Source organism: Empedobacter brevis (assembly GCF_965118635.1).
GTDB classification, from domain to species: domain Bacteria; phylum Bacteroidota; class Bacteroidia; order Flavobacteriales; family Weeksellaceae; genus Empedobacter; species Empedobacter brevis_A.
In genome coordinates, this window is sequence record NZ_CBCPHV010000009.1 from 45884 (window position 1) to 67909 (window position 22026).

General features: G+C 29.4%; 19 protein-coding genes. 12 read left to right on the top strand and 7 right to left on the bottom strand.

All coding sequences use genetic code 11. The annotated features are described in order from the left end of the window. Nucleotides 1-3 precede the first annotated feature (3 nt). On the bottom strand, nt 4-1122 hold the full coding sequence (gene dnaN, locus ACMHJW_RS11650) for a DNA polymerase III subunit beta (RefSeq protein WP_413533589.1): 1119 nt from the start codon (nt 1120-1122) through the stop codon (nt 4-6). Between the two features lie 267 nt (nt 1123-1389). Here dnaN and ACMHJW_RS11655 point away from each other — a divergent pair, with 267 nt between their 5' ends. The 7 genes from ACMHJW_RS11655 (at nt 1390) to ACMHJW_RS11685 (ending at nt 7748) form a co-directional block, all read left to right on the top strand. Then, nucleotides 1390-1668 carry a GNAT family N-acetyltransferase gene (locus ACMHJW_RS11655; RefSeq protein ID WP_413533590.1) on the top strand — a complete coding sequence of 93 codons (279 nt, stop codon included), beginning with the start codon at nt 1390-1392 and terminating at the stop codon, nt 1666-1668. Nucleotides 1669-1673: 5 nt separating this feature from the next. Further along, nucleotides 1674-2300 carry a carbonic anhydrase gene (locus ACMHJW_RS11660; RefSeq protein WP_413533591.1) on the top strand — a complete coding sequence of 209 codons (627 nt, stop codon included), beginning with the start codon at nt 1674-1676 and terminating at the stop codon, nt 2298-2300. 63 nt (nt 2301-2363) lie between these two features. Next, complete coding sequence (locus ACMHJW_RS11665) at nt 2364-5192, top strand: hypothetical protein (protein WP_413533592.1); 2829 nt, start codon at nt 2364-2366, stop codon at nt 5190-5192. Between the two features lie 4 nt (nt 5193-5196). Further along, nucleotides 5197-5946, top strand: coding sequence for an SDR family NAD(P)-dependent oxidoreductase (locus ACMHJW_RS11670; protein WP_413533593.1), 750 nt, complete (start codon nt 5197-5199; stop codon nt 5944-5946). 126 nt (nt 5947-6072) lie between these two features. Next, nucleotides 6073-6582 (top strand): RNA polymerase sigma factor, encoded by a 510-nt coding sequence (locus ACMHJW_RS11675; RefSeq protein ID WP_413533594.1) that lies wholly within the window; start codon nt 6073-6075, stop codon nt 6580-6582. Further along, entirely contained in the window at nt 6554-7255 is a 702-nt protein-coding gene (locus tag ACMHJW_RS11680; protein ID WP_413533595.1) for a hypothetical protein, read from the top strand. Before ACMHJW_RS11675 ends, ACMHJW_RS11680 begins: the two co-directional genes overlap by 29 nt. Before the next feature lie 13 nt (nt 7256-7268). Then, nucleotides 7269-7748, top strand: a complete 480-nt coding sequence (locus tag ACMHJW_RS11685) for a DUF4252 domain-containing protein (protein ID WP_413533596.1) — start codon at nt 7269-7271, stop codon at nt 7746-7748. 29 nt (nt 7749-7777) lie between these two features. Here ACMHJW_RS11685 and ACMHJW_RS11690 read toward each other — a convergent pair whose 3' ends face one another. The 3 genes from ACMHJW_RS11690 to ACMHJW_RS11700 form a co-directional block, all read right to left on the bottom strand. Next, nucleotides 7778-8236: a GNAT family N-acetyltransferase gene (locus ACMHJW_RS11690; RefSeq protein ID WP_413533597.1), complete on the bottom strand. Its 459-nt coding sequence runs from the start codon at nt 8234-8236 to the stop codon at nt 7778-7780. Between the two features lie 188 nt (nt 8237-8424). After that, entirely contained in the window at nt 8425-9774 is a 1350-nt protein-coding gene (gene gdhA, locus ACMHJW_RS11695; protein ID WP_413533598.1) for an NADP-specific glutamate dehydrogenase, read from the bottom strand. Between the two features lie 199 nt (nt 9775-9973). Continuing rightward, nucleotides 9974-10555 carry a DUF937 domain-containing protein gene (locus ACMHJW_RS11700; protein WP_413533599.1) on the bottom strand — a complete coding sequence of 194 codons (582 nt, stop codon included), beginning with the start codon at nt 10553-10555 and terminating at the stop codon, nt 9974-9976. A gap of 105 nt (nt 10556-10660) precedes the next feature. Between ACMHJW_RS11700 and ACMHJW_RS11705 the strand changes: the two genes are divergently transcribed. Next, nucleotides 10661-11698, top strand: coding sequence for a GyrI-like domain-containing protein (locus tag ACMHJW_RS11705; protein ID WP_413533600.1), 1038 nt, complete (start codon nt 10661-10663; stop codon nt 11696-11698). A gap of 86 nt (nt 11699-11784) precedes the next feature. After that, complete coding sequence (gene uvrA / locus ACMHJW_RS11710; protein WP_413533601.1) at nt 11785-14607, top strand: excinuclease ABC subunit UvrA; 2823 nt, start codon at nt 11785-11787, stop codon at nt 14605-14607. Here uvrA and ACMHJW_RS11715 read toward each other — a convergent pair. Beyond that, a complete protein-coding gene (locus tag ACMHJW_RS11715; RefSeq protein WP_413533602.1) occupies nt 14604-15455 on the bottom strand; it encodes an AraC family transcriptional regulator in 852 nt (283 codons plus the stop codon). The genes uvrA and ACMHJW_RS11715 overlap by 4 nt on opposite strands. Before the next feature lie 119 nt (nt 15456-15574). Between ACMHJW_RS11715 and ACMHJW_RS11720 the strand changes: the two genes are divergently transcribed. Continuing rightward, nucleotides 15575-16801 (top strand): MFS transporter, encoded by a 1227-nt coding sequence (locus ACMHJW_RS11720; protein WP_413533603.1) that lies wholly within the window; start codon nt 15575-15577, stop codon nt 16799-16801. Nucleotides 16802-16804: 3 nt separating this feature from the next. Beyond that, the gene (locus ACMHJW_RS11725; RefSeq protein WP_413533604.1) at nt 16805-18298 is read left to right on the top strand and encodes a trehalase family glycosidase; all 1494 of its coding nucleotides are present in this window, start codon (nt 16805-16807) and stop codon (nt 18296-18298) included. A 57-nt stretch (nt 18299-18355) separates the two neighbouring features. On the opposite strand, the gene ACMHJW_RS11730 is transcribed toward ACMHJW_RS11725, so the two are convergent. Next, the gene (locus ACMHJW_RS11730) at nt 18356-18892 is read right to left on the bottom strand and encodes a hypothetical protein (RefSeq protein ID WP_413533605.1); all 537 of its coding nucleotides are present in this window, start codon (nt 18890-18892) and stop codon (nt 18356-18358) included. A 239-nt stretch (nt 18893-19131) separates the two neighbouring features. Between ACMHJW_RS11730 and ACMHJW_RS11735 the strand changes: the two genes are divergently transcribed. Next, the gene (locus ACMHJW_RS11735; RefSeq protein ID WP_413533606.1) at nt 19132-19596 is read left to right on the top strand and encodes a Dps family protein; all 465 of its coding nucleotides are present in this window, start codon (nt 19132-19134) and stop codon (nt 19594-19596) included. Between the two features lie 188 nt (nt 19597-19784). Here the strand turns inward: ACMHJW_RS11735 and ACMHJW_RS11740 are convergent, their stop codons facing one another. Further along, a complete protein-coding gene (locus tag ACMHJW_RS11740; RefSeq protein ID WP_413533607.1) occupies nt 19785-21734 on the bottom strand; it encodes a KUP/HAK/KT family potassium transporter in 1950 nt (649 codons plus the stop codon). Nucleotides 21735-22026 lie beyond the last annotated feature (292 nt).

The window sequence follows — 22026 nt, forward strand, 5'->3', positions numbered from 1 at the left end:
TAATTATGCGTTTAACATAACTGGCATAACTAGCATTAAGATCTCTTCACCATCTTCAAGTCCATCAACTGGTTTGATGATTCCTGCACGATTTGGTTCAGACATTTCTAGTGTTATTTCTTCTGATTGTAAATTATTCAACATTTCGATTAAGAAACGAGAATTGAAACCTATTTGTAAGTCAGTTCCGTTATAATCACAAGGAAGTCTTTCTTCTGCTTTGTTAGCAAAATCAATATCTTCAGCAGAAATTGTTAATGAATTTCCGATTAATTTTAATCGAACTTGATTTGTTGTTTTGTTAGAGAAAATTGCCACACGTTTTAATGATGTTAAGAATAAGTTTCTATTAATCGTTAATACGTTTGGATTTTCTTTTGGAATTACCGCTTCATAATTTGGATATTTCCCATCAATCAAGCGACAAGTTAAAACGATGTTTTGGAATGAAAAACGTGTATTTGTATTGTTGTATTCGATAATAACATCATCATTATTTCCTCCTAAAATATTTTTCAATAAGTTAAGTGGTTTCTTAGGCATGATATATTCAGCAGGTTGCAAATTATTTAAACCATTGCGTGTATATTTTACTAAACGATGTGCATCTGTAGCAACAAAACGGAAAACATCTTCATTTGCTTGGAAGAAAACGCCTGTCATAATTGGACGTAATTCGTCGTTTCCTGTAGCAAAAATAGTTTTGATAATTGCTTCTGATAAAATGCTTGCGCTAAGAGTTGTAGAGCTTGCGTCTTCGATATCTTGCGTTTGAGGATATTCATTTGGATCTTCAAATGCTAATTGATAATTTCCCTGCTCTGAAACAATTTCCAACGTATTTCCTTCTTTCTGAATAAAAGTAAGAGGTTGTGCTGGGAAAGTTTTTAACGTATCAGTTAAAATTTTTGATGGAATTGCAATTTTTCCATTATCATTAGATTCAACTTCTAGAGTTGTTGAAATTGTTGTCTCTAAATCAGAGCCAGTGATAGTTAATTGGCTACCATCCAATTCGAATAAAAAATTATCAAGGATTGGTAATGTATTATTAGAGTTAATAACTCCTCCGATTAAGTTAACATTTTTTAATAACGTGTTGCTCGATACAATAAATTTCATATGAAGAATATTTCCTTAAAATATCTAACAAATGTAATAAATAATCAAGTAAAAAACTCAAACCTATACATTAAATATTATATAGAATGGCTTGTTGTTGATAATCAAATAGAAAGATGATTGTAAATTGATTGTTATTTTTTGTTTAAATTTTCTTTGAAATAAAAAATTTTCACTCGTAAATTTGTCTTGTGTATTAAGTTTTTTAACAATATTTTTGACCGAATCTCAACTAAAAAGATTAATTTAAATTTAAAATAATATTCTATGAAAATTGAATTGAATTTAGAAGGAAAAAACGGCGTATTTACTCTTCTTGATGAGAATAAGAAAGAAGTTGGAGAGTTAACTTTTATGTTGAAAGAAGAACAAATGCTGATTAATCACACTGGTGTTAACCCAGAATTGAGAGGACAAGGATTGGCCGAAAAATTAGTCTTAGAAGCTGTAGATTACGCAAGAAAAAATAAGTTAAAAATTATACCATTTTGTAGTTATGTTAGTGTTTACGTTGGTAAACATCCAGAAGTACAAGATGTAATTTAGAAATTATGAATTTAGAAAAAGTTTTTGAACACAATAAAGAGTGGATAAACAAACGCTTGTCTCAAGATGAGAAATATTTTGATAAGTTAGCAGCAGGTCAAAAACCAGAAGTGCTTTATATCGGTTGTTCAGATAGTCGTGTAACAGCAGAAGAGTTATTGGGAGCAGAGCCAGGAGAGGTTTTTGTACATCGCAATATAGCCAATATGGTAATTAGTTTGGATATGAATACAACTTCAGTTTTAGACTATGCTGTAGAAAGCTTAAAAGTGAAACATATTGTTATTTGTGGACATTACAATTGCGGCGGAATAAAAGCTGCAATGATTCCGAAAGATTTAGGAATTATGAATCCTTGGTTGCGTAATATTCGCGATGTTTACCGTTTACATTCAGAAGAATTGAATGCAATTGATAACGAAGGAATGCGTTACAATCGTTTGGTAGAGCTAAATGTACAAGAACAATGTGTAAATGCTGTGAAAAATCCTTTTGTACAACGAGCAATGAAAAATGGATTGGAAGTACACGGTTGGGTTTTCGATTTATTTACAGGAAAATTAATTGATCTGCATTTAAATTTCGATAAAATTCTGCAAAATATCAAAGAAATTTACGATATCAACGAATAATTTTAACAATTCATTATAGTTTGGTACAATAATTGTTTTAACTATCTTAACCAAACTATATCAATGATTAACAACCGTTGGATAAAAAGAATCGGTATCGCTTTAATATCTATTATTGCGATACTTTTTATTTTAAGTTTTTACATTTCTTATTTTCTGAATGATCGTCTTCCAAAGATTATTGCAGAAAAAAATGATACGGCTTATAATCTTACTTATGAAGATTTAAGTTTCTCTATTTTTAATTCTTCCTTATCATTAAAAAACATAGAAGTTTCTCCAAAAGATTCATTGTTGATAAAAGATTCCATCGATGCTACAGGAAAAGTAAAAGAAATAAATGTTGTCGGAATTAATTTTTTTAAATTAATTGTCAACAAAGAAGTTGCAGCATATTCTATTAACATCAATAATCCTGCTGTAAATTATTATCTGAAAGATAAAAAAGATTCAATCAAGAAAGATACAGCACAGTCAAAAGTTGGACAAAGTATAGATGTTTCGAATGTAAACATCAAAAATGGACAATTCAATTTATTTTCCCAATCAGGGAAAAAACATATTGCAAATGTTTCTAATTTTTCGATAGATTTTGATGGAGTTCGATTTAATGAAAGAACCGCAGATAAAAAAATTCCATTTAGATATTCTGATTTTGATATCAAATTAGATTCTATGTTTTTTGTAGTGAAAGATGAACAATTAATCAAAGCACGAAAAGTTCATTTTAACGAAACAGATTTTGAGTTGGATAATTTTAAAATGAAACCACTTAAAATGAATGGAAAATTATATCTTCCAAACGATTCGGATAATGATTTGTTGGATATAGAAACGCCGCTTCTTTCATTATCTAAAATGGATTGGGGATTTACGACAGAAGATAAACTATATTTTAAAACGGAGTTAATCAAACTTAAAGATCCTAGAATTACGATTATTTCTAGAAAAAATGAAAACAAAGTTGAAAAGAATTCAACGAACCGTAAAGTAAATCTAAAAACTGGAGATACAGAGCTAATAAACATTAAAAAATTACAACTAGAAAATGGTAGAATTCGTGCGCTTTTCTCGAATGCAAAAACGGTAAAATATGCGATCAATAATGTTGCATTGAACATAGAAGGAATAAAAATGAACGATTTAACGCGTACAAATGAAATTCCGATTGATTATAAAACTTTCCGTATAAAATTGGATTCGATGTATTATCGATTGAATGAAATGCACACATTAACAGCTTCTAATTTTGATTTGACAGAAAAGAAATTGATTCTGAAAAATTTCAAAATGAAACCATTAATTTCTAAAAATCAATTTAAGAGAAACTATACAAAATCAAATACATTATTAGATGTCGAAGCTCCAATTTTGACTTTAAATAATAACAGTTGGGGAATAAAAAATGGTGATTTTTATTTTCATACAAATTCTATAAAATTAGATGAGGTAAATGTAAAAATCATCGATCAAAAGAATGAAAAAGTTATTGCGAAAAATGCTGAAAAAACAACAGAAAAGTTTTTAATAAATTTTAATCTCGGAATTGATACTATTCAAATAAAACAATCGCGATTTATTGCTTCACAGAAATTTGATTTCAATAACGTTAATTTAACCGTTTTAGGATTAAAAAATGATTATGGAAAAGAACTTCGAATTAATCATGTTATTTTTAAAAATCCAAAATTTACAATTTATGGACAGCCAAAACGTGTAGCGCAGCGAGAAGGAAAAACATCACAAGAATTCCATGATATCATAAAAGTTGAAAAAGTTTCTTTGGTAAATGGACATTTGGATATGATTCCTTATCAACAAAAAACACCAAATTTAACGTTGAAACAAATTCAATTAGCTTTCAATAATATCCATGTTGATCCAAAAACAGTTCAAGAAGCAATTCCTTTTACCTATAAATCTGTTTTATTAAAATCTTCGGGAGTTGATTTCGATATAGATAAAACTTATCGATTGAATACAGGATCTTTGCAATTTCACGATGGAAATCTAACCTTGAATCAGTTAAAATTAAAACCAAAACTTTCTCGAAAAGCATATACAGCTTCATTGAAAAAGCAAGCAGATTTGTATACGGTTTCTGTTCATCAATTACAAGGAAATGGAATTCAATGGGGAATTTCTCCGTCCAAAGATTTCTTTTTGAAAGCGAATCAAATAAAGTTAAATCAACTTTACGCGAATATTTATAGAAGTTTGGTTCCTCCTGATGATACAAAACGTAAAACAATGTTTTCGCAAAAATTACGCGAAATGAAATTCGATTTGGGTGTAAAACAATTGCAATTGGTAAACTCAAAATTAGAATATGAAGAAGAAACAGAAAAAAGTATTGGCACTGGAAAATTAACCTTTTCGTCGATAAATACAACAGTTAAAAATGTTAATTCGGGTTATCGAAAAAAATCTTTGCCAGATGTTATTGTAGATTGGCGTTCAGAATTTATGAATGGAGATTTGCGTGCAAATTGGACGTTTAATCCAATGAATCGTACAGAGAAATTTAATATTCATGGATCGATAACAAAACTTCCTGCAAAAAATCTTGATCCATTCGTTAAACCTTATTTAAAGGTTTCTGTTGACGGTTTATTTAATCAAATAAAATTCAATTTTGATGGAAATGATAAAGTTGCTGGTGGAACTTTTGGAATAGATTACCAAGATTTGAAAGTGAATGTTTTACGTGATGATGGTTCGAAACGAAAAGTTTTATCAGCTATAGGAAATGCTGTGGTGAAGAACGATTCACGAGGAAAAATGAAAGAGGAAAAAGTAGAAAATATCGAACGAAAACAGGATAAATCATTTTTTAATTTCTTTTTAGCTTGTATCTTAGACGGTCTTAAAAAAGCACTTTTAATTATTTAAGAAAATGAAAAGAACAGCCTTTATAACTGGAGCAACATCGGGCATAGGAATGGCTACAGCAAAGAAATTAGCACCAAATTATCGTTTAATTTTATGTGGACGTCGTCAAGAACGATTAGATGAAATTCAGGCAGAATTAAGTCAAATTACAGATGTGAAAACCATTCAATTTGATGTTCGTGATAAGGAAGCTGTTTTTAATGCCGTAGATAACTTAGAAACGGAGTGGAAAAATATTGATATTTTAATCAATAATGCAGGAAATGCTCATGGATTAGCATCTTTTGATTCAGCTGATTTAGAAGATTTGGAAGCAATGATTGACATTAATGTAAAAGGATTAATTTATGTTTCGAAAGCAATTATTCCAATTCTTAAACAATCATCAAACGCACATATTATCAACCTTTCTTCAATTGCAGGAAAAGAAGTTTATCCAAATGGAGGAACATATTGTGCTTCGAAAGCAGCGGTAGAATCGTTGAGTAAAGGAATGCGTTATGATTTGTTGCCTTACGGAATCAAAGTTTCGAATATCGCTCCAGGAGCAGTGAAAACAGAATTTTCTTTGGTTCGTTTCAAAGGAAATCAAGAACTTTCGGACAATGTTTACAAAGGTTTTGAACCATTAGTTGCAGAAGATATTGCAAATGCAATTGAATATTTATTGCAACAACCAGAACATGTACAGATTGCCGATCTTACAATTTTTCCAAAAGCGCAAGCAGGAGGAACTGTTATTTATAAAGGATAATTTACATAAAAATAAAATCAATTGAAAGCCTCTATTTTGGAGGCTTTTATAATTTATTCAAAAAAAGTTAGAAATCGATGTAACACTTTTTAGTATTAAGCTGTCTTATTAGTAAAAGCACTTAATATGAATCAAGAAACGTTTAAAACATCGGTATTTGTCCACAAGGATAAGCTGTATCGTTTTGCGCGTAGAATCTTGATTAGTGATGATGAAGCATTTGATGTTGCTCAAGAAATATTAATGAAATTGTGGGAAAAGCGCGAAACATTGGTAGATGTGAATAATATTGAGGCTTATGCGATGCGAATGGTAAATTATGAATGTATTAATAGATTACGAAAATTTGATGTTCGTGAAAATTATAAAAACACAACACAAATAAATTTGAGTATTCAAGAAGAACAACAGGAAATAAAACCGATTATTCTAAATTTAATTAATCAATTACCAGAAAAACAACGCAAAGTAATGCATCTAAAAGATGTGGAAGAACTCGAAATAAAAGAAATTGCTGAAATTTTGGAAATGGAAGAAAATACAATTCGAGTAAATTTGATGCGAGCAAGACAAAAAGTAAGAGAACAATTAGAAGTTTTTTTTGAAAATGAAAAAAGAGCAATCTATTATAAATAAAGATGATTTTTTTGCTGGAAAATTAACCAATGAGCAAGAAAAAAAGTTAAGAAATGACGATAAAGATTCTTTTTTTGAAACATTAAAAGATGAGAAAGAAATCAAAATGGAATTGAGTTTTGATGATTTTATGACAAAAGTTGAAGAAAATCAACCAAAAGTCTTAGATAAGTCAAAAACAAAGGAATTTACTTTATGGAAAATTTCAGGAATTGCCGCTTCTGTTTTAATTGTTGTAGGATTATTTTTTTTCTTGAATCAAACAAATGAAAGTCAGAAAAATCAAGAAATTGTCAAAACAATCGAACCTCAGAAGAAAGAACTAGAAGTTGTAAATAATAAAGAAGAAAAAGCTGAAGAAAAACCTATTTTTACAAATTCTAAAATAAATAATATTGAAACAAAAGATGAGGTTGTAGAAATTGTAAAGGTTACAAAATCAATAAAAAAAGAAAATAAAAAATCAAATATTCAATCAATCGAATCAGAAATAAAATCTTCTGAAAACACAGAAGAATATTCATCAGATTTTGTAATAGTAAATGGTCAACCTGTTGAAAATTTAGAAGAAGCGAAAGCTTTGGCTTATTCTACAATGAAATTATTTTCGAAAAATGTTGATCAAGGAGTAAAAGCAATTGGACAATTAAAGGCATTACCAATAGAACTTTAAAAAAAGAAAAAACATGAAAAAATATGTATACATTTTTGCATTATTCATTGTTGGATTTGCAAATGCACAAACAAATAAATTTGTAGAAGTTTATAACCAACTTCAAGACAAAAAAGGCGTTACAACGATTACTATAAACAAGGCAATGTTTAGTATGATGAATAATTTGACAACAAATGATTCGGATATGAAAGAATTAGATGGATTGTTCAAAAAAATGAATTCGATTAAAATGATTATGATTGATAAAGCAAACAAAGAAGCTAAAAATCAAGTAAAATCGACTTTTGATAAAATGAATTTAGAAGAATTGATTTCGATAAGTAAAGAAGGAAGTAAAGTTCGTTTTCTAACAGAGAATGCAAATGCCAAGGTTTTCAAAAATGTATTGATGAGTATCAATAACGATGATCAACAAATATACATGATTATGGATGGTGAAATTACTGCTTCCGAAATGAACAAAATGGTAAAAGAATCTAATCATAAATAATAAAAAAGCTGAACGTTTGTTCAGCTTTTTTATTTCAATATTTTCTCATAACAAACACTTTCTTCCACATCTTTGTATTGGTCGTAATTTTCTATTCTTGTGTAACCACATCGCTCATATAAAGCAATTGCTTCAGGTTGTTTCAATCCAGTTTCCAAAATACATCGTTCATAACCTAATTCGATTGCCCAATTTTCTAATTCATCTAGAATTTTGACAGCAATTCTATTTCCTCTAAAATCAGGATTTACATACATTCTTTTTACTTCCATCGTCGTGTCAGAATAATGTTTTATCGCTCCGCAACCAACAGGATTTTCGTTTAGGTAAGCAATAACGACGTGATTTATCTTATCAACTTTATTGAATTGTGTAAAGAACGAATGAGATTCTCCATCTCTAATTTTTAAATCAGCATCTAGTTCTTTGATTAAATTTTGAAATTCTTCATTAGATGAATTTGTTCGAATGATTTTGACTGAATTCATTTTATTGCTTTTCTCAAATTTAGTGAAAATTATATCGTTTATGATATTAAATTCTATTTTGTTCTGTTGTTTTTTGAACTTGTTTTGCTTCTTTTACTTTTTGATTTCCAAGATTGTATTTCTTACTTTAATAACAAACAATTGAATCTTAAATTCAGTAATGTGAACCGAATTTTATAAATGGATTTTTATATTCCTTGAGCAATCATAGTATCTGCAACTTTTACGAAGCCAGCTATATTAGCACCTTTGTAATAATTTATATTTTCTTGAAATTGACTTTCTCCATATTTTTTACATTGATGATGAATTTTAATCATAATTTCTTTTAATCGATAATCTACTTTTTCTCTATCCCAATTTTGACGAATCGAATTTTGAGACATTTCCAATCCAGAAGTTGCAACACCACCTGCATTAGCAGCTTTTCCAGGTCCATATAAAACATGATGATCCAAGAAATAATGAACAGCTTCTGGCGTCGTTGGCATATTTGCACCTTCGGCAACCAATTTACAACCATTGAGATGTAAAGTTTGTGCATCATCTAAATCCAATTCGTTTTGTGTTGCACATGGCAAAGCTATATCGCAAGGAACTTTCCAAGGTTTTTGTTCAGAGAAAAATTTCGCATTTGGATAATAATCTACATATTTTGAAATTCTTTCATAATCTTCATTCTTAATTTTGAAAATAACTTTTAGTTTTTCTGTATCAAAACCATCTTCATCATAGATATATCCAGAAGAATCAGAAAGTGTAACCACTTTTGCACCCATTTCCAGAGATTTTTCAGCAGCATATTGCGCAACATTTCCAGAGCCAGAAATGGTAATTGTTTTATCTTTTAATGTTTCTTTTTTTTCGGCTAACATACATTCTACAAAATATAATAATCCGTAACCAGTTGCTTCAGGGCGAATCAATGAACCACCATATTCTAATCCTTTTCCAGTTAAAACACCTGTAAATTCATTTCGCATGCGTTTATATTGGCCAAATAAATAACCGATTTCTCTTCCTCCAACTCCGATATCTCCAGCGGGAACATCGACATCTGCACCAATATGACGTGATAATTCAGTCATAAAAGATTGGCAGAAACGCATAATTTCCATGTCTGATTTTCCTTTTGGATCAAAATCAGAACCTCCTTTTCCGCCGCCCAAAGGCAATGTTGTCAAACTATTTTTGAATACTTGTTCAAAAGCTAAGAATTTAAGAATTGATAAATTAACAGATGGATGAAAGCGCAATCCGCCTTTGTAAGGACCAATCGCAGAATTCATTTGTACACGATAACCTTTGTTGATTTGGATTTCACCTTTATCATCTACCCAAGTTACCCTAAACTGAATAATACGTTCTGGTTCTGCAATTCTTTCAAGAATTTTGAATTTCTTGTATTTTGGATTTTCTTCTATAAATGGTAAAATGGTTTCGGAAACTTCTTCAACTGCTTGTAAAAATTCTTTTTCGTTTGGGTTTTTTGATTTAATTCTTTGAATGAATTTTTCTGAGTAAAATAAAGTATCCATGTTATTTGTGTTTAATTATTAATAAAATTACAATTGTTAATAATTTATATCATGCATTTTGTAAAATAAACTTTTAATATTTATAAAGTTGATAATTTTAATTACTCAATATTTGTAGGTTGATAATTTTAGAAACAAAAAAAGCAGGAAATTTTCCTGCTTAATAAATTTTGTATTTTTATTCAATTTAAGACAAGATCTATTTTTTGAAGAATCCTCCTAATAATCCCATTGCATCGCTAAGTCCTAATTTTCCGTTGCCATCTTGATCTAATAATTTCTCAAAACCACCTAAATTAATTCCTTCTTTTGCTGATGTTCCGCTAACTAAACCTCCTAATAATCCTGTAATTCCATTAGAATCTAAACTTTCAGATTGTTTTTGTTTTCCCAAATATGCCATTACAATAGGAGCAACTAAAGCTAATATTTGTGTTACTTGTTGCATGTTTAGACCAGATTCTTGAGAAATGGCAGCCTCTACATTCTGTTGTTTATTTCCTAAAATATGACCTAAAATACCTAAACCATCTTGTTGATTTCCTCCTTTCCCTAAGAAACCAGAAAGGTCATCTAGAATACTTCCGTTATGTTGATTTAATGCGTTTGAAATATTTTCTGCTCCTCCATTTTGAGCATTTTTATTTAATGCTGATAATAAAAAAGGAACCGCTGCAGCAACTGCTGTTTGTGCTTGAGATTCATTAATACCTAATTGTTTTGCGGCAGAACCAACTACTTGTTGACCAATAGCTCCCTGAATTAAATTTGTAAAGTCCATAAGTTTATATTATTTAATCAAATATAAATATATTTAACAGATTAATTTGGATTAATATTTCGAGAGCTACAAAGTATTTCTATTTTTGTAAAATCAATTTTATAAATGAAACAAATAAATCTTTTTTTAGTCATCATAATTGCAATTTTAGCATTATTGCCAATGGTTTTACCAGATCGTTTCGACGAAGAAATACAGTATGAATTTGACGCGCCTGTTGGTTTGGTATACGACGAATTTTATAATTTTCGTCAATTCTCCAAATGGGAACAATTTACAGCTTCAGATTCTTTAATAATCAAAAAGTTTTCGAATACAAAAGAAGAAGATGAAAATTACATGATTTGGGATTCTGAAGATGCTTCGATTGCTTCTGGAAAAGTAACGATTGATAATTTTTCGATTAACCGATTTGTTAATTATACGATAAAGTATGATGGTTGGGAAAAATTGGATAGTTTAAATGTAAAATTTGAACAACAAGATAATGGTAAAACAACGACTAAATTAAATTATCTAAGTCAAGAAATCCCTTATTTCTATCGTTATTTTGCTTTCTTCAAAAATCCAAAATCCAAATTCGAAGAATCTTTAGATTATTTGAATAAACAAGTAAAATTAAGATTGGATAAAGATCAAAAAGAAGGTCGTTTAAATTATGGTGAATACAGAATTGTAGAATTGGATCGAATAAATTTATTAGCAATTCGTAAACAATCAAGTTTATCTGAGAAAGATGTGATGGATAAAGTAGATGGAGCTTTTGAAGTTATTTATAAAGCATTGATGAACAAAGAAGAAGGTGGATTTGATTTCGATTTAGGTTTTCCATACATTTATTTTACTGATTTTAATAAAGAAAAAGATCAAGCAACATTTTTTGCAGGAATACAATTAATCGAAGATTTACCTTTGCAAAAGGAAATGAAAAAAGTAGTTATTCCTGGAGGAAATTATTTATTAACATTACATTTTGGTCCACATTCTAAGCATAATCAAACAATCGAAAAGATGAAAAATTATGCGAAATCTAAAAAACTAGAATTAGGCACAAAGCAATTAGAAATTATGCTAAATGATCCAAAAGAAACAGATAGTTTAAAATTAATTTCTCGAATTTATATTCCAATAAAAAAACAATAAACACTTAATAATTAACAATTTTTAAAGTATACTTAGCCACAGAAATGTGGCTTTTTTTGTATTTTTGTAACTTCTTACAAACGAACATGGATAAAGATTTTATTGAAGTTTACGGTGCACGTGAACATAATCTAAAAAATATTGACGTAAAAATTCCTCGAAACGAGCTTGTCGTAATCACAGGTTTAAGTGGAAGTGGAAAATCTTCGTTAGCTTTTGATACAATTTATGCAGAAGGACAACGTCGTTACATCGAAACTTTTTCAGCTTATGCACGTCAATTTTTAGGAGGTTTGGAACGTCCAGATGTCGATAAAATTGATGGTTTGTCACCAGTTATTGCAATTGAGCAAAAAACAACCAATAAAAATCCACGTTCTACAGTTGGAACAATTACAGAGATTTATGATTTTCTTCGTTTGTTGTATGCGCGTGCTTCAACAGCATATTCTTTAGAAACGAACGAAAAAATGATTGCTTATACAGAAGATCAAATCATAGAATTGATTCGTGAGCAATATAATGGACGTAAAATTGCGATTTTAGCTCCAATAGTTCGTTCACGAAAAGGTCATTATCGAGAAGTTTTTGTAACATATTCCAAAAAAGGATTTCTTGAAATGCGTATTGATGGCAATTTGCAAGATATTACGCCTGGAATGATGTTAGATCGTTATAAAACTCATGATGTAGAATTATTGATTGATAAAATGATTCTGAATGATAAAATAAATGATCAACGATTACGTTCGAGTATAGATCATGCGATGCAGCAAGGAAACGGAATTACAATGGTTTTGGATTATGAAACAAACGAAACCAACTTCTTTTCTCGTTCTTTGATGTGTCCTTCAACAGGAATTTCGTATGCTTTGCCAGAACCAAACACATTTTCATTCAACTCGCCAAAAGGAGCTTGTCCTACTTGTACAGGTTTGGGAGAATTGAAAGTTGTTAATAATGAAAAATTATTTCAAGATAAAGACAAATCATTGTTTGATAATCTAGAAGAATTATTTGAAGCTTTGAAAACTTCTTCTCGAATAGAAAAACAATTGGAAGCTATTTTTGTAAAACACAATGTTGATGAAAAAGTTGCTTTCAAAAAACTACCGAAAGCATTGATTGATGATGTAATGAATGGTTTGAAGGAAACTTTGAACGTTGATTTGAAATTTGCATCAGTCAAAAAAACATATAAAATAGATTTCGAAGGATTAAGCGAATTTCTTTCTGAAATAATGGAAGATAAAAACAATCCTTCTTCAAATTCAATCAGTAAAAAGTTTGGAAAAAAAGTTGTTTGTCCAACTTGCGAAGGAAAACGTCTAAAAAAAGAATCACTTTTCTTTCGTATTGATGATAAAAATATTGGAGAAGTTGCAGAAATGGATCTTAAATCTTTACAAAAATGGATTGAGGAAGCTCCAGTTTCAATGACAGCAAATCAACAACAAATTGCACATGAAATTCTAAAAGAAATCTATACACGTTTATCATTTTTATTGGATGTTGGATTAGATTATTTAAGTCTTAATCGTTCTTCAAAAACACTTTCTGGAGGAGAAGCACAGCGAATTCGTTTGGCAACACAAATCGGTTCTCAGTTGGTTAATGTTTTATATATTTTAGATGAGCCAAGCATCGGTTTGCATCAACGCGATAATGTGAGATTGATAGATTCTTTGAAAAAATTACGTGATATCGGAAATTCTGTTTTAGTTGTGGAACATGACAAAGACATGATTATGGAATCTGATTATGTAATTGATGTTGGACCAAAAGCAGGGAAAAATGGAGGTCAAATTGTTTGGGAAGGCGAACCAAAGCAAATGTTGAAATCGAATACATTAACATCAAAATACTTAAATAATCAGTTACAAATCGAAGTTCCAAAAGAGCGAAGAAAAGGAAATGGACATGAATTAAAACTTTTTGGAGCATCTGGAAATAATTTGAAAAATGTAAATCTTACAATTCCATTAGGAGAATTGGTCGTTGTTTCAGGTGTTTCAGGTTCAGGAAAATCGACGTTGATTAATGAAACGTTGTATCGAATCTTGAATCAACATTTCTTTAGAGCAGAAAAAGATCCAATGCCTTACAAAAAAATAGAAGGTTTAGAATATTTGGATAAAGTAATCGAAGTTGATCAGTCGCCAATTGGTCGAACTCCTCGCTCGAATCCTGCAACATATACAGGAATTTTTTCTGATATTCGTTCGTTGTTTACCAATTTACCAGAAGCAAAAATTAGAGGTTACAAACCTGGGCGTTTTTCATTTAATGTAAAAGGTGGACGTTGCGAAACATGTCAAGGAGCAGGATTACGCGTTATTGAAATGAATTTTTTACCAGATATCCATGTTGAATGTGAAACATGTAATGGAAAACGTTTTAATCGCGAAACTTTGGAAGTTCGTTACAAAGGAAAATCAATTTCGGATGTTCTAGAAATGACCGTAAATGAAGCGGTTGAATTTTTTGAAGCAATTCCTAAAATCTATCGTTATGTAAAAATGTTACAAGACGTAGGTTTAGGTTATATCACACTTGGGCAGCAATCAACAACATTGAGTGGAGGAGAAGCGCAGCGTGTGAAATTAGCAACAGAATTAGCAAAAAAACAAACAGGAAAAACGATTTATATTCTTGATGAGCCAACAACAGGTTTACATTTCGAAGATGTAAATGTATTGATGAAAGTAATCAATAAAATTGTTGAATTTGGAAATACAGTTATCGTTATCGAACATAATTTAGACGTTATAAAATTAGCTGATTATGTAATTGATATTGGTCCAGATGGAGGGAATAAAGGAGGGAAAATTGTTGCGGAAGGTTCGCCAGAAGAAATAATGAAAAATTCGAAAAGTGTAACAGGAAAATTCTTAAAAGGAGAACTTTAATTAAACTTATTTTGTTGAATGAATTCTGAAGGTGTTTTATGTATAAACTTCTTGAATACTCGATTGAAATAAGTTACATTGTTAAAACCGCATAGATAACTACATTCAGTAACTGATTTTTCTTGAATTAAAAGAAAACATGCTTTTTCTATTCTGTAGCGATTAACAAATTCCGTAAAAGTAATTTGCGTTGCTTTCTTGAAAAAATTACAAAATGCAGGTAATGTCAAATTTACTAATTCAGAAACATATTGAATATCAATTTCATTATGATAATTATTTTCAACGTAGGTGAAGATGGTTTGCAATCTGTTTTTGTTTTTAGAAATAATCGTATAAGGCATAATTTCTTTATTGAGTAATTTGAAATCTTTACTTTGAGAAAGAATAGATAATATTTCCAATAATTTCAAATACCTCAAATGCCCATTACTTTCATATAAATTTATAAGATAAGGAATAATATCCTTCCTTATCTTTTTCCCAAAAAGAATCCCATATTTAGAAAGTTCCATCATTTGCTGAATATCCTTAAATTCGATTAATTCATTTGCAGATGGAATTATAGTAGCATTAAATTGTACGACATATTCTTCGTGAGGATTTGTAGAATTCAATCCAAAACCAGAATGTGGAACATTAGATCCTATCAAAACTAAATCACCATTTAAATAATTGCTTTTATGGTAACCGACATGTCTTGTGCCGTTTCCAGATTTTACACATACTAATTCTATTTCTGGATGATAATGATATTCCCAAGTTAATTCAGAAATTGGTTGATTTACATGTAAAACCCTAAAAGAAGAATCTAAATCTTTTTTAACTATTTCGTAGCTAATATTCATTAAATTAATTTTAATAGAAACTAATTTAATTAAAATATATTAATATAGTTCAAGTATTGATTTATAATGTTAAATAATCATAAATCGAATAATTATAACTTGCCTAAAGAAATTGAAAAATGAAAAACTACAATATAAAATTCGCATTATATTTAAATTATTTAGTATTTGCAGTACTTCTCAATTCTGTAGGGACAATTATTCTTAAAGTTCAGCAGAATTTTGATATTACAAAATCACAGGCGAGCGTTTTAGAAGGTTATAAGGATTTGCCAATTGCAATTTGTTCATTTTTGGTTGCGTCTTTTTTACCAAAAATTGGAATTAAAAAATCTATGCTGATTGCTTTAGGTTTTGTTTCGGTTATGTGTTTTTTTATCACACAAGCCGACGATTTTTGGTATTTCAAATTATTATTTGCTACAATTGGAGTTTCATTTGCTTTGATTAAAATTTCTGTTTTTACATCAATAGGTTTGGTTACCAATTCCGATAAGGAGCATTCGAGCATGATGGGATTTTTGGAAGGATTTTTTATGATAGGTGTATTATTAGGAAATCTTTTATTCAGTTTTTTTATTGATGATAATGATCCGAAATCAACATCGTGGTTACAAGTTTATTGGATATTAGGAGGATTAAGTCTTCTCTCATTTATATTTTTATTGTTTACAAAGCTCGATGAAAACGAAGCGAAAGTTGAAGGAAGTAACCTAACTTCTGATGTAATTAATAGCTTGAAACTTTTTAAACTTAATAAAGTTTTACTGTTCTTAATATGTACATTTTTATTTGTTTTAGTTGAACAAAGTTTTCAAACTTGGACACCAACTTTTTATAAAGAAGTGCTTAAAGTTCCAACAAGTATGAGTGTGCAAGCAGGAGCAATTCTGGCAGGATCATTTGCTTTAGGAAGATTCCTATCAGGATTTTTTTCAAAATCATTTTCATGGATTTACATCGTTACTTTTTGTATTGTAGGTTTTGCAATAAGTATTTTATTGGTTTTACCACTTACACATGAAAACGAAAATGTTTTGAATGCAAGTTGGCTCAATGCTCCATTAGTAGTTTATCTATTTCCATTAATGGGAATATTTCTAGCTCCAATATATCCAAGTATTAATTCTATAATTCTCGCATCAATCCCAAAATATTTACATAGTTCAATGTCCGGATTAATCGTTGTTTTCTCAGCTATTGGAGGAACAGTTGGATCGATGTTAACAGGAAGTGTTTTTCAAAAATTTAGCGGACAACATGCTTTTTATTTATCCTTAATACCGCTTGTGTTATTATTAGGATCAGTTTTGATGATGAATAGAATGAATAAAAAAAACAATTAATTAATGAATAAGCAATTACATTTAGAAGAAATTAAAAGTCTATTTGATGAGGTTCAAAAACAGAAAATTTTTGATGATCAAAAAATGATGACAGATGCAATCCCTCGTTATTCAGTACAAGAGATTATGTCTAAATATGAAGAAGAGAAAACGAGTGAAAATTTTAATTTAAAGGAATTTGTTCTTCATTATTTTGAGTTTCCTACAACAAGTCATTCGTATAAAAAAAATGATAATCTTCTAATAGAAGATCATATTGAGAAATTGTGGGATCATTTAACAAAAACATCAAAAGAAGATCGTGGTACATTGCTTCAATTACCAAAACCTTATATAGTTCCAGGAGGTAGATTTAATGAATTTTTTTATTGGGATAGTTTCTTCGTAATGCTGGGATTAAAAGAATCTGGTAGAGTTGAAATGATGCGTAATATTGTAGACAATTGTGCTTATTTGATTAATACATTTGGTTTTGTTCCAAATGCAAATAGAACGTATTTTCTGACTAGATCTCAACCTCCATACTTTTCTTTGATGTTACAACTCTTGGCTGAAACTCTTCAAGATAATAAATTACTTATTGAGTTTTTTCCTGTTCTAGAAAAAGAATATCATTTTTGGATGAATGGTGAGCAAGAAATTGCGAACGGGCAATCTATAAATAGAGTAGTCAAGTTAGAAGATGGAACATTATTGAATAGATACTATGATTCGAAAAATGAACCTCGTCCCGAAAGTTATTTGATCGATATAATGGATAATGAAAAATCAGATCAAAATGATTTTTATAGAAATATTCGTGCAGCTTGCGAATCTGGTTGGGATTTTTCTAGTAGATGGTTTTCAGATCCTTTAAAGATAGAAACAATAGAAACGCTGAATATTCTTCCAGTAGATTTAAATTGTTTGTTATGGAATACAGAAAATTTGCTTTCAGAAATTATTCAAATTATTGATAATAAATCTCCAAAGATTGAATATTATCAAGAAAGAGCGAACAAAAGAAAAACAGCAATTCAAAATTATTTTTGGAATGATGATAAAGGGATTTATGTAGATTATAATTTTTCTAAAAAATCACAAACATCCTCAGAACATGTCGGAATGTCATATCCATTATTTTTTAAACTAGCAGAAAGTTCTCAAGCCAATAAAGTGAAGAATTTTATTGAAAACAATATTTTATATGATGGAGGATTAGTGACAACGACAAAAGAATCTAAACAACAATGGGATTTCCCAAATGCTTGGGCGCCATTTCAATGGTTAGGTTATGAAGCATTTCAAAAATATAATCATAAAAATACATCATTACAAATCGCAGAAAATTGGTGCAAGGTTGTAGAAAAAACGTACAATGAAACTGGAAAGCTTATGGAGAAATACAATGCTGTTGATTTAAATAGTTTAGCTGGAGGTGGAGAATATCCAAACCAAGATGGATTTGGTTGGACGAATGGTATATATTTATTCTTGAAAAATAAACTCAAAAGTTAGAATAAATAAGAGTTATAAAAAATCCATCTAAAAATTTTAGATGGATTTTTTTGACTTTTATAATCCGATTGAAATTCCCATGAATGGTTGAAATCCAGAAGAAAATATACTTTCGTTCTCTTTGTATAAAACATTGTACATGACACCAGCTTGGAATCTTACAGGACCACTTGATTGATAACCCGCACCAAGCCACAAAGCAGATTCGTCTAAGTCAGCTTCGTGAATACTGTTGTAATACGGCGTACGATCGTTGTATTTTTGTTTTCCTGTGTAGTACATATAATTAGCTCTTAAGAAAATATTTTCAACAGGAAAAAAATTGATGTAAGGACCAACGTTAAATAAATTCAACTTTGCATAATCATCTTTTGCATATTGATAACCTGCTGTAGCACCTAACTCAAAATCATTTGAAATCATGTAGCCAACACTTGGAGAAACATTAACACCGAAATAACTATTATTCCCAAAAGACAATCCAATTCCTCCTCCAAATCTCCAATTATTGGCAAGGTTTTGATTTTGATTAATTTGAGAAAAAGCTGTGTTAGATAGGGTTAAGGAAATGATAAATAAAAGAAACTTTTTCATAGAAATTTAATTAATTTTTAACTTTTTAAAATGGCTTTAAATGAAAAAACCACTATAAATTTGTCTTATCAAAAATTGGTTCAGTTTTTAACAGACGAATTAATGATAAGAGACGTTCATAGTTTTTAATTATAAAAGAATAGAAATAAGATTTGTAAAATCTATAATTCTTCTTTTTTCTGGTTTTATCTTTGCAATAGTAAAGTTAATCAAAATAGACAATATAAAAATTTAAAGAAATGAAATTATTATCTCCAGAAAAGAAACAAAAAATTGCTGATATTTTAATTAAGTTATTAGCAGACGAACATATTTTATATTTAAAAACAAGAAACGCACATTGGAATGTTGAAGGTCCAGATTTTCAAACTATACATGTGTATTTCGAATCATTATATAACGAATTACAAATTGTTATTGATGATGTTGCTGAGAAAATTCGTCAGAAAGATGTTTATGCACCAGCAACAATGGCAGAGTATTTGCAGTTAGCTCATTTGTCAGAAGCAAGGAAAACAGAAAACAAAGACAGTTTAAGTTTTATTGCTGATTTACTACACGATCATCAAGTTATTATTGACTTTTTATCACAAGCTGTAGTAGAAATTGATGAGTTCAATGATATTTCAACTTCGGATTTCTTAGTTGGTTTATTAGAACAACATCAAAAAACTGCTTGGATGCTTAGATCGCATCTAAAATAAAGTTGAACATTATTTTACTTCATAAGTTTTTAGTGTTAATTCATATTAGTGTTAATTAGGTTGAGCCTTGGATTTTCCAGGGCTTCAGCTTTTTATAAAGGTTTGTATTTATATTACATATTTCTATTTCTAAACTATTTGAGATAAAAAAAAATCCTGAAAATTAATTTTCAGGATTTTTTTTATTTTTATTCAATTCTTTTCAAGTTGTCAATGCTATTTTTGTGCATATACAAAGGAATATGTTCTACCACGACATCATTTTTCTCCAATCCAAAAGATTTCGGAATATTGAATTCTATTTTCTTCAATAAATAATAAACTTTTAGCGTGAAGAATTCTTTCATACTCAATTTGGTTTCGATAGAAGGGAATTTTTCAATCAAAACAAATTTCATATCAGGATCTTGATTGTATTTTTTCAAACAATTGCTTAAATATTTTAATTCAAGTTCTCCGTTTAAATACATATCGTTGATAACTTTCTTGATGTATTGTTCTGTTTTTGGCTGAACTCTAAACCCAACATTAAATGTGATACGATATATTTTTTGATCGACTATCGGTAATATTTTATAACTCAACGTATATGGTTCACTATCTCGGTTGATGTTTATAAACCAGTAAACATCTGCACGTTTTGGACGTTTTGATAAGATAGATTGAATGCTATATTTCTCGATATTTTTCGGATTTGTAGATTTAGTTAAATAAAACAAGAAAGTTGAATATTTGTTAATTGTTTTATCTTCACTTAATTCTGTTAATATTTTCGCATACCGTTTGATTTTTACAAATTCAAGATTTCGTGAATTAAGAATTTTTCCATAAAAACTACAATACATTACCACGAAGAATAACCATCCCATTAATAATGCTAAATAACCTCCATCAACAAATTTTACAACATTTGCTATAAAGAAAGAAGATTCTATTGCAACAAAAATTGATAGGATTATAACAATAAATATTTTATTGAATTTTGTATAATAGTTGAGATAATAAGACAATAGGAATGTTGTCATTAACATGGTAACTGTTATGGCAAGTCCGTAGGCAGCTTCCATGTGAGAAGAATCTCTGAAATATAAAACGATAAAAACACAGCCAGCCCATAACATAAAATTAATTGTTGGGATGTAAACTTGGCTTTTGTGTTCATTTGGTTGAATAATTAATGTTCTAGGCCAGAACCCTAAGTTTATTGCTTCGTTGATTAAGGTAAAAGAACCTGTAATCAAAGCTTGCGAAGCAATAATAGCTGCTCCAGTTGCAATACAAATACCTGGAATTAAAAACCAATCAGGCATCATTTCGTAGAAAGGATTTCTACCATCCAACATCGGATTATCTTGATGCATTAACCAAGCTGCTTGACCTAAATAATTTGTAACTAAACATATTTTTACATATAACCAACTAATTCTAATGTTTTTTCTCCCACAGTGTCCTAAATCAGAATACAAAGCTTCGGCTCCTGTTGTACATAAGAATACAGCTCCAAGAATCCAAAATCCGTGCGGATAATTCATTAAAAGATTATAAGCATAATATGGGCTTAAAGCTTTGATAATATTTGGATGATGTACAATGTGTAAAACACCTAAACTCAAAAGCATTGTAAACCATAAAACCATAAATGGACCAAATATCTTTCCTACTTTATCTGTCCCAAATCGTTGGAAGAAAAATAACATAGAAAGAATAAAGATCACAATAGGTATTGTAGGTAGACTTTCTAGTCCATCGAGCATTCGAAGCCCTTCAACAGCAGAAGATACGGAGACGGGAGGGGTTATAATTCCATCGGCGAGCAAAGCAGAAGCCCCAATAATGGTGGGGATAATAAGATTTTTACCTTTTTTCTTAATTAATGAATATAAAGAAAAAATACCTCCTTCGCCATCATTATCCGCTTTTAGTGTCAACCATACATATTTGATAGAAGTTTGAAAACATAAAGTCCAAAACACACACGATACTCCTCCATAGACAATACTCTCTTCAATTACGCGATTCTCGCCAATTATCGCTTTCATTACATATAATGGACTTGTTCCAATATCACCGTAAATTATTCCAAATGCGATTAATAGCGTTGCCGCTGTTACTTTGTTCATCATATGGTTTGATTCCATAAGCAGTATTTTAAAATTTATACGAATGTATGCTGTTGATAAGAGATTAAATAATCTTATTTATTTATAATATAAAAGCTACTTTATATTTATTTTCGATTTTAATTATGACGTATTTTTACACTAATAGATCTGATTTCAATGATGAAATAAATTTAGGTTTTATTTAATTAGTTTCCTCTATTTTATTAATCATAATTTAAAATACTTTTCATTGAGAAATAGTAAATTGAATTATAAATTGTTAAACAAAATTAAATTTTGAAACTTTATTATGCTTGCATAATAAAAA

Excerpts from the sequence above, each read along its gene's own strand:
- dnaN (WP_413533589.1), bottom strand. The coding sequence starts at position 1,122 with ATGAAATTTATTGTATCGAGCAACACGTTATTAAAAAATGTTAACTTA.
- ACMHJW_RS11655 (WP_413533590.1), top strand. The coding sequence starts at position 1,390 with ATGAAAATTGAATTGAATTTAGAAGGAAAAAACGGCGTATTTACTCTT.
- ACMHJW_RS11660 (WP_413533591.1), top strand. The coding sequence starts at position 1,674 with ATGAATTTAGAAAAAGTTTTTGAACACAATAAAGAGTGGATAAACAAA.
- ACMHJW_RS11665 (WP_413533592.1), top strand. The coding sequence starts at position 2,364 with ATGATTAACAACCGTTGGATAAAAAGAATCGGTATCGCTTTAATATCT.
- ACMHJW_RS11670 (WP_413533593.1), top strand. The coding sequence starts at position 5,197 with ATGAAAAGAACAGCCTTTATAACTGGAGCAACATCGGGCATAGGAATG.
- ACMHJW_RS11675 (WP_413533594.1), top strand. The coding sequence starts at position 6,073 with ATGAATCAAGAAACGTTTAAAACATCGGTATTTGTCCACAAGGATAAG.
- ACMHJW_RS11680 (WP_413533595.1), top strand. The coding sequence starts at position 6,554 with ATGAAAAAAGAGCAATCTATTATAAATAAAGATGATTTTTTTGCTGGA.
- ACMHJW_RS11685 (WP_413533596.1), top strand. The coding sequence starts at position 7,269 with ATGAAAAAATATGTATACATTTTTGCATTATTCATTGTTGGATTTGCA.
- ACMHJW_RS11690 (WP_413533597.1), bottom strand. The coding sequence starts at position 8,236 with ATGAATTCAGTCAAAATCATTCGAACAAATTCATCTAATGAAGAATTT.
- gdhA (WP_413533598.1), bottom strand. The coding sequence starts at position 9,774 with ATGGATACTTTATTTTACTCAGAAAAATTCATTCAAAGAATTAAATCA.
- ACMHJW_RS11700 (WP_413533599.1), bottom strand. The coding sequence starts at position 10,555 with ATGGACTTTACAAATTTAATTCAGGGAGCTATTGGTCAACAAGTAGTT.
- ACMHJW_RS11705 (WP_413533600.1), top strand. The coding sequence starts at position 10,661 with ATGAAACAAATAAATCTTTTTTTAGTCATCATAATTGCAATTTTAGCA.
- uvrA (WP_413533601.1), top strand. The coding sequence starts at position 11,785 with ATGGATAAAGATTTTATTGAAGTTTACGGTGCACGTGAACATAATCTA.
- ACMHJW_RS11715 (WP_413533602.1), bottom strand. The coding sequence starts at position 15,455 with ATGAATATTAGCTACGAAATAGTTAAAAAAGATTTAGATTCTTCTTTT.
- ACMHJW_RS11720 (WP_413533603.1), top strand. The coding sequence starts at position 15,575 with ATGAAAAACTACAATATAAAATTCGCATTATATTTAAATTATTTAGTA.
- ACMHJW_RS11725 (WP_413533604.1), top strand. The coding sequence starts at position 16,805 with ATGAATAAGCAATTACATTTAGAAGAAATTAAAAGTCTATTTGATGAG.
- ACMHJW_RS11730 (WP_413533605.1), bottom strand. The coding sequence starts at position 18,892 with ATGAAAAAGTTTCTTTTATTTATCATTTCCTTAACCCTATCTAACACA.
- ACMHJW_RS11735 (WP_413533606.1), top strand. The coding sequence starts at position 19,132 with ATGAAATTATTATCTCCAGAAAAGAAACAAAAAATTGCTGATATTTTA.
- ACMHJW_RS11740 (WP_413533607.1), bottom strand. The coding sequence starts at position 21,734 with ATGGAATCAAACCATATGATGAACAAAGTAACAGCGGCAACGCTATTA.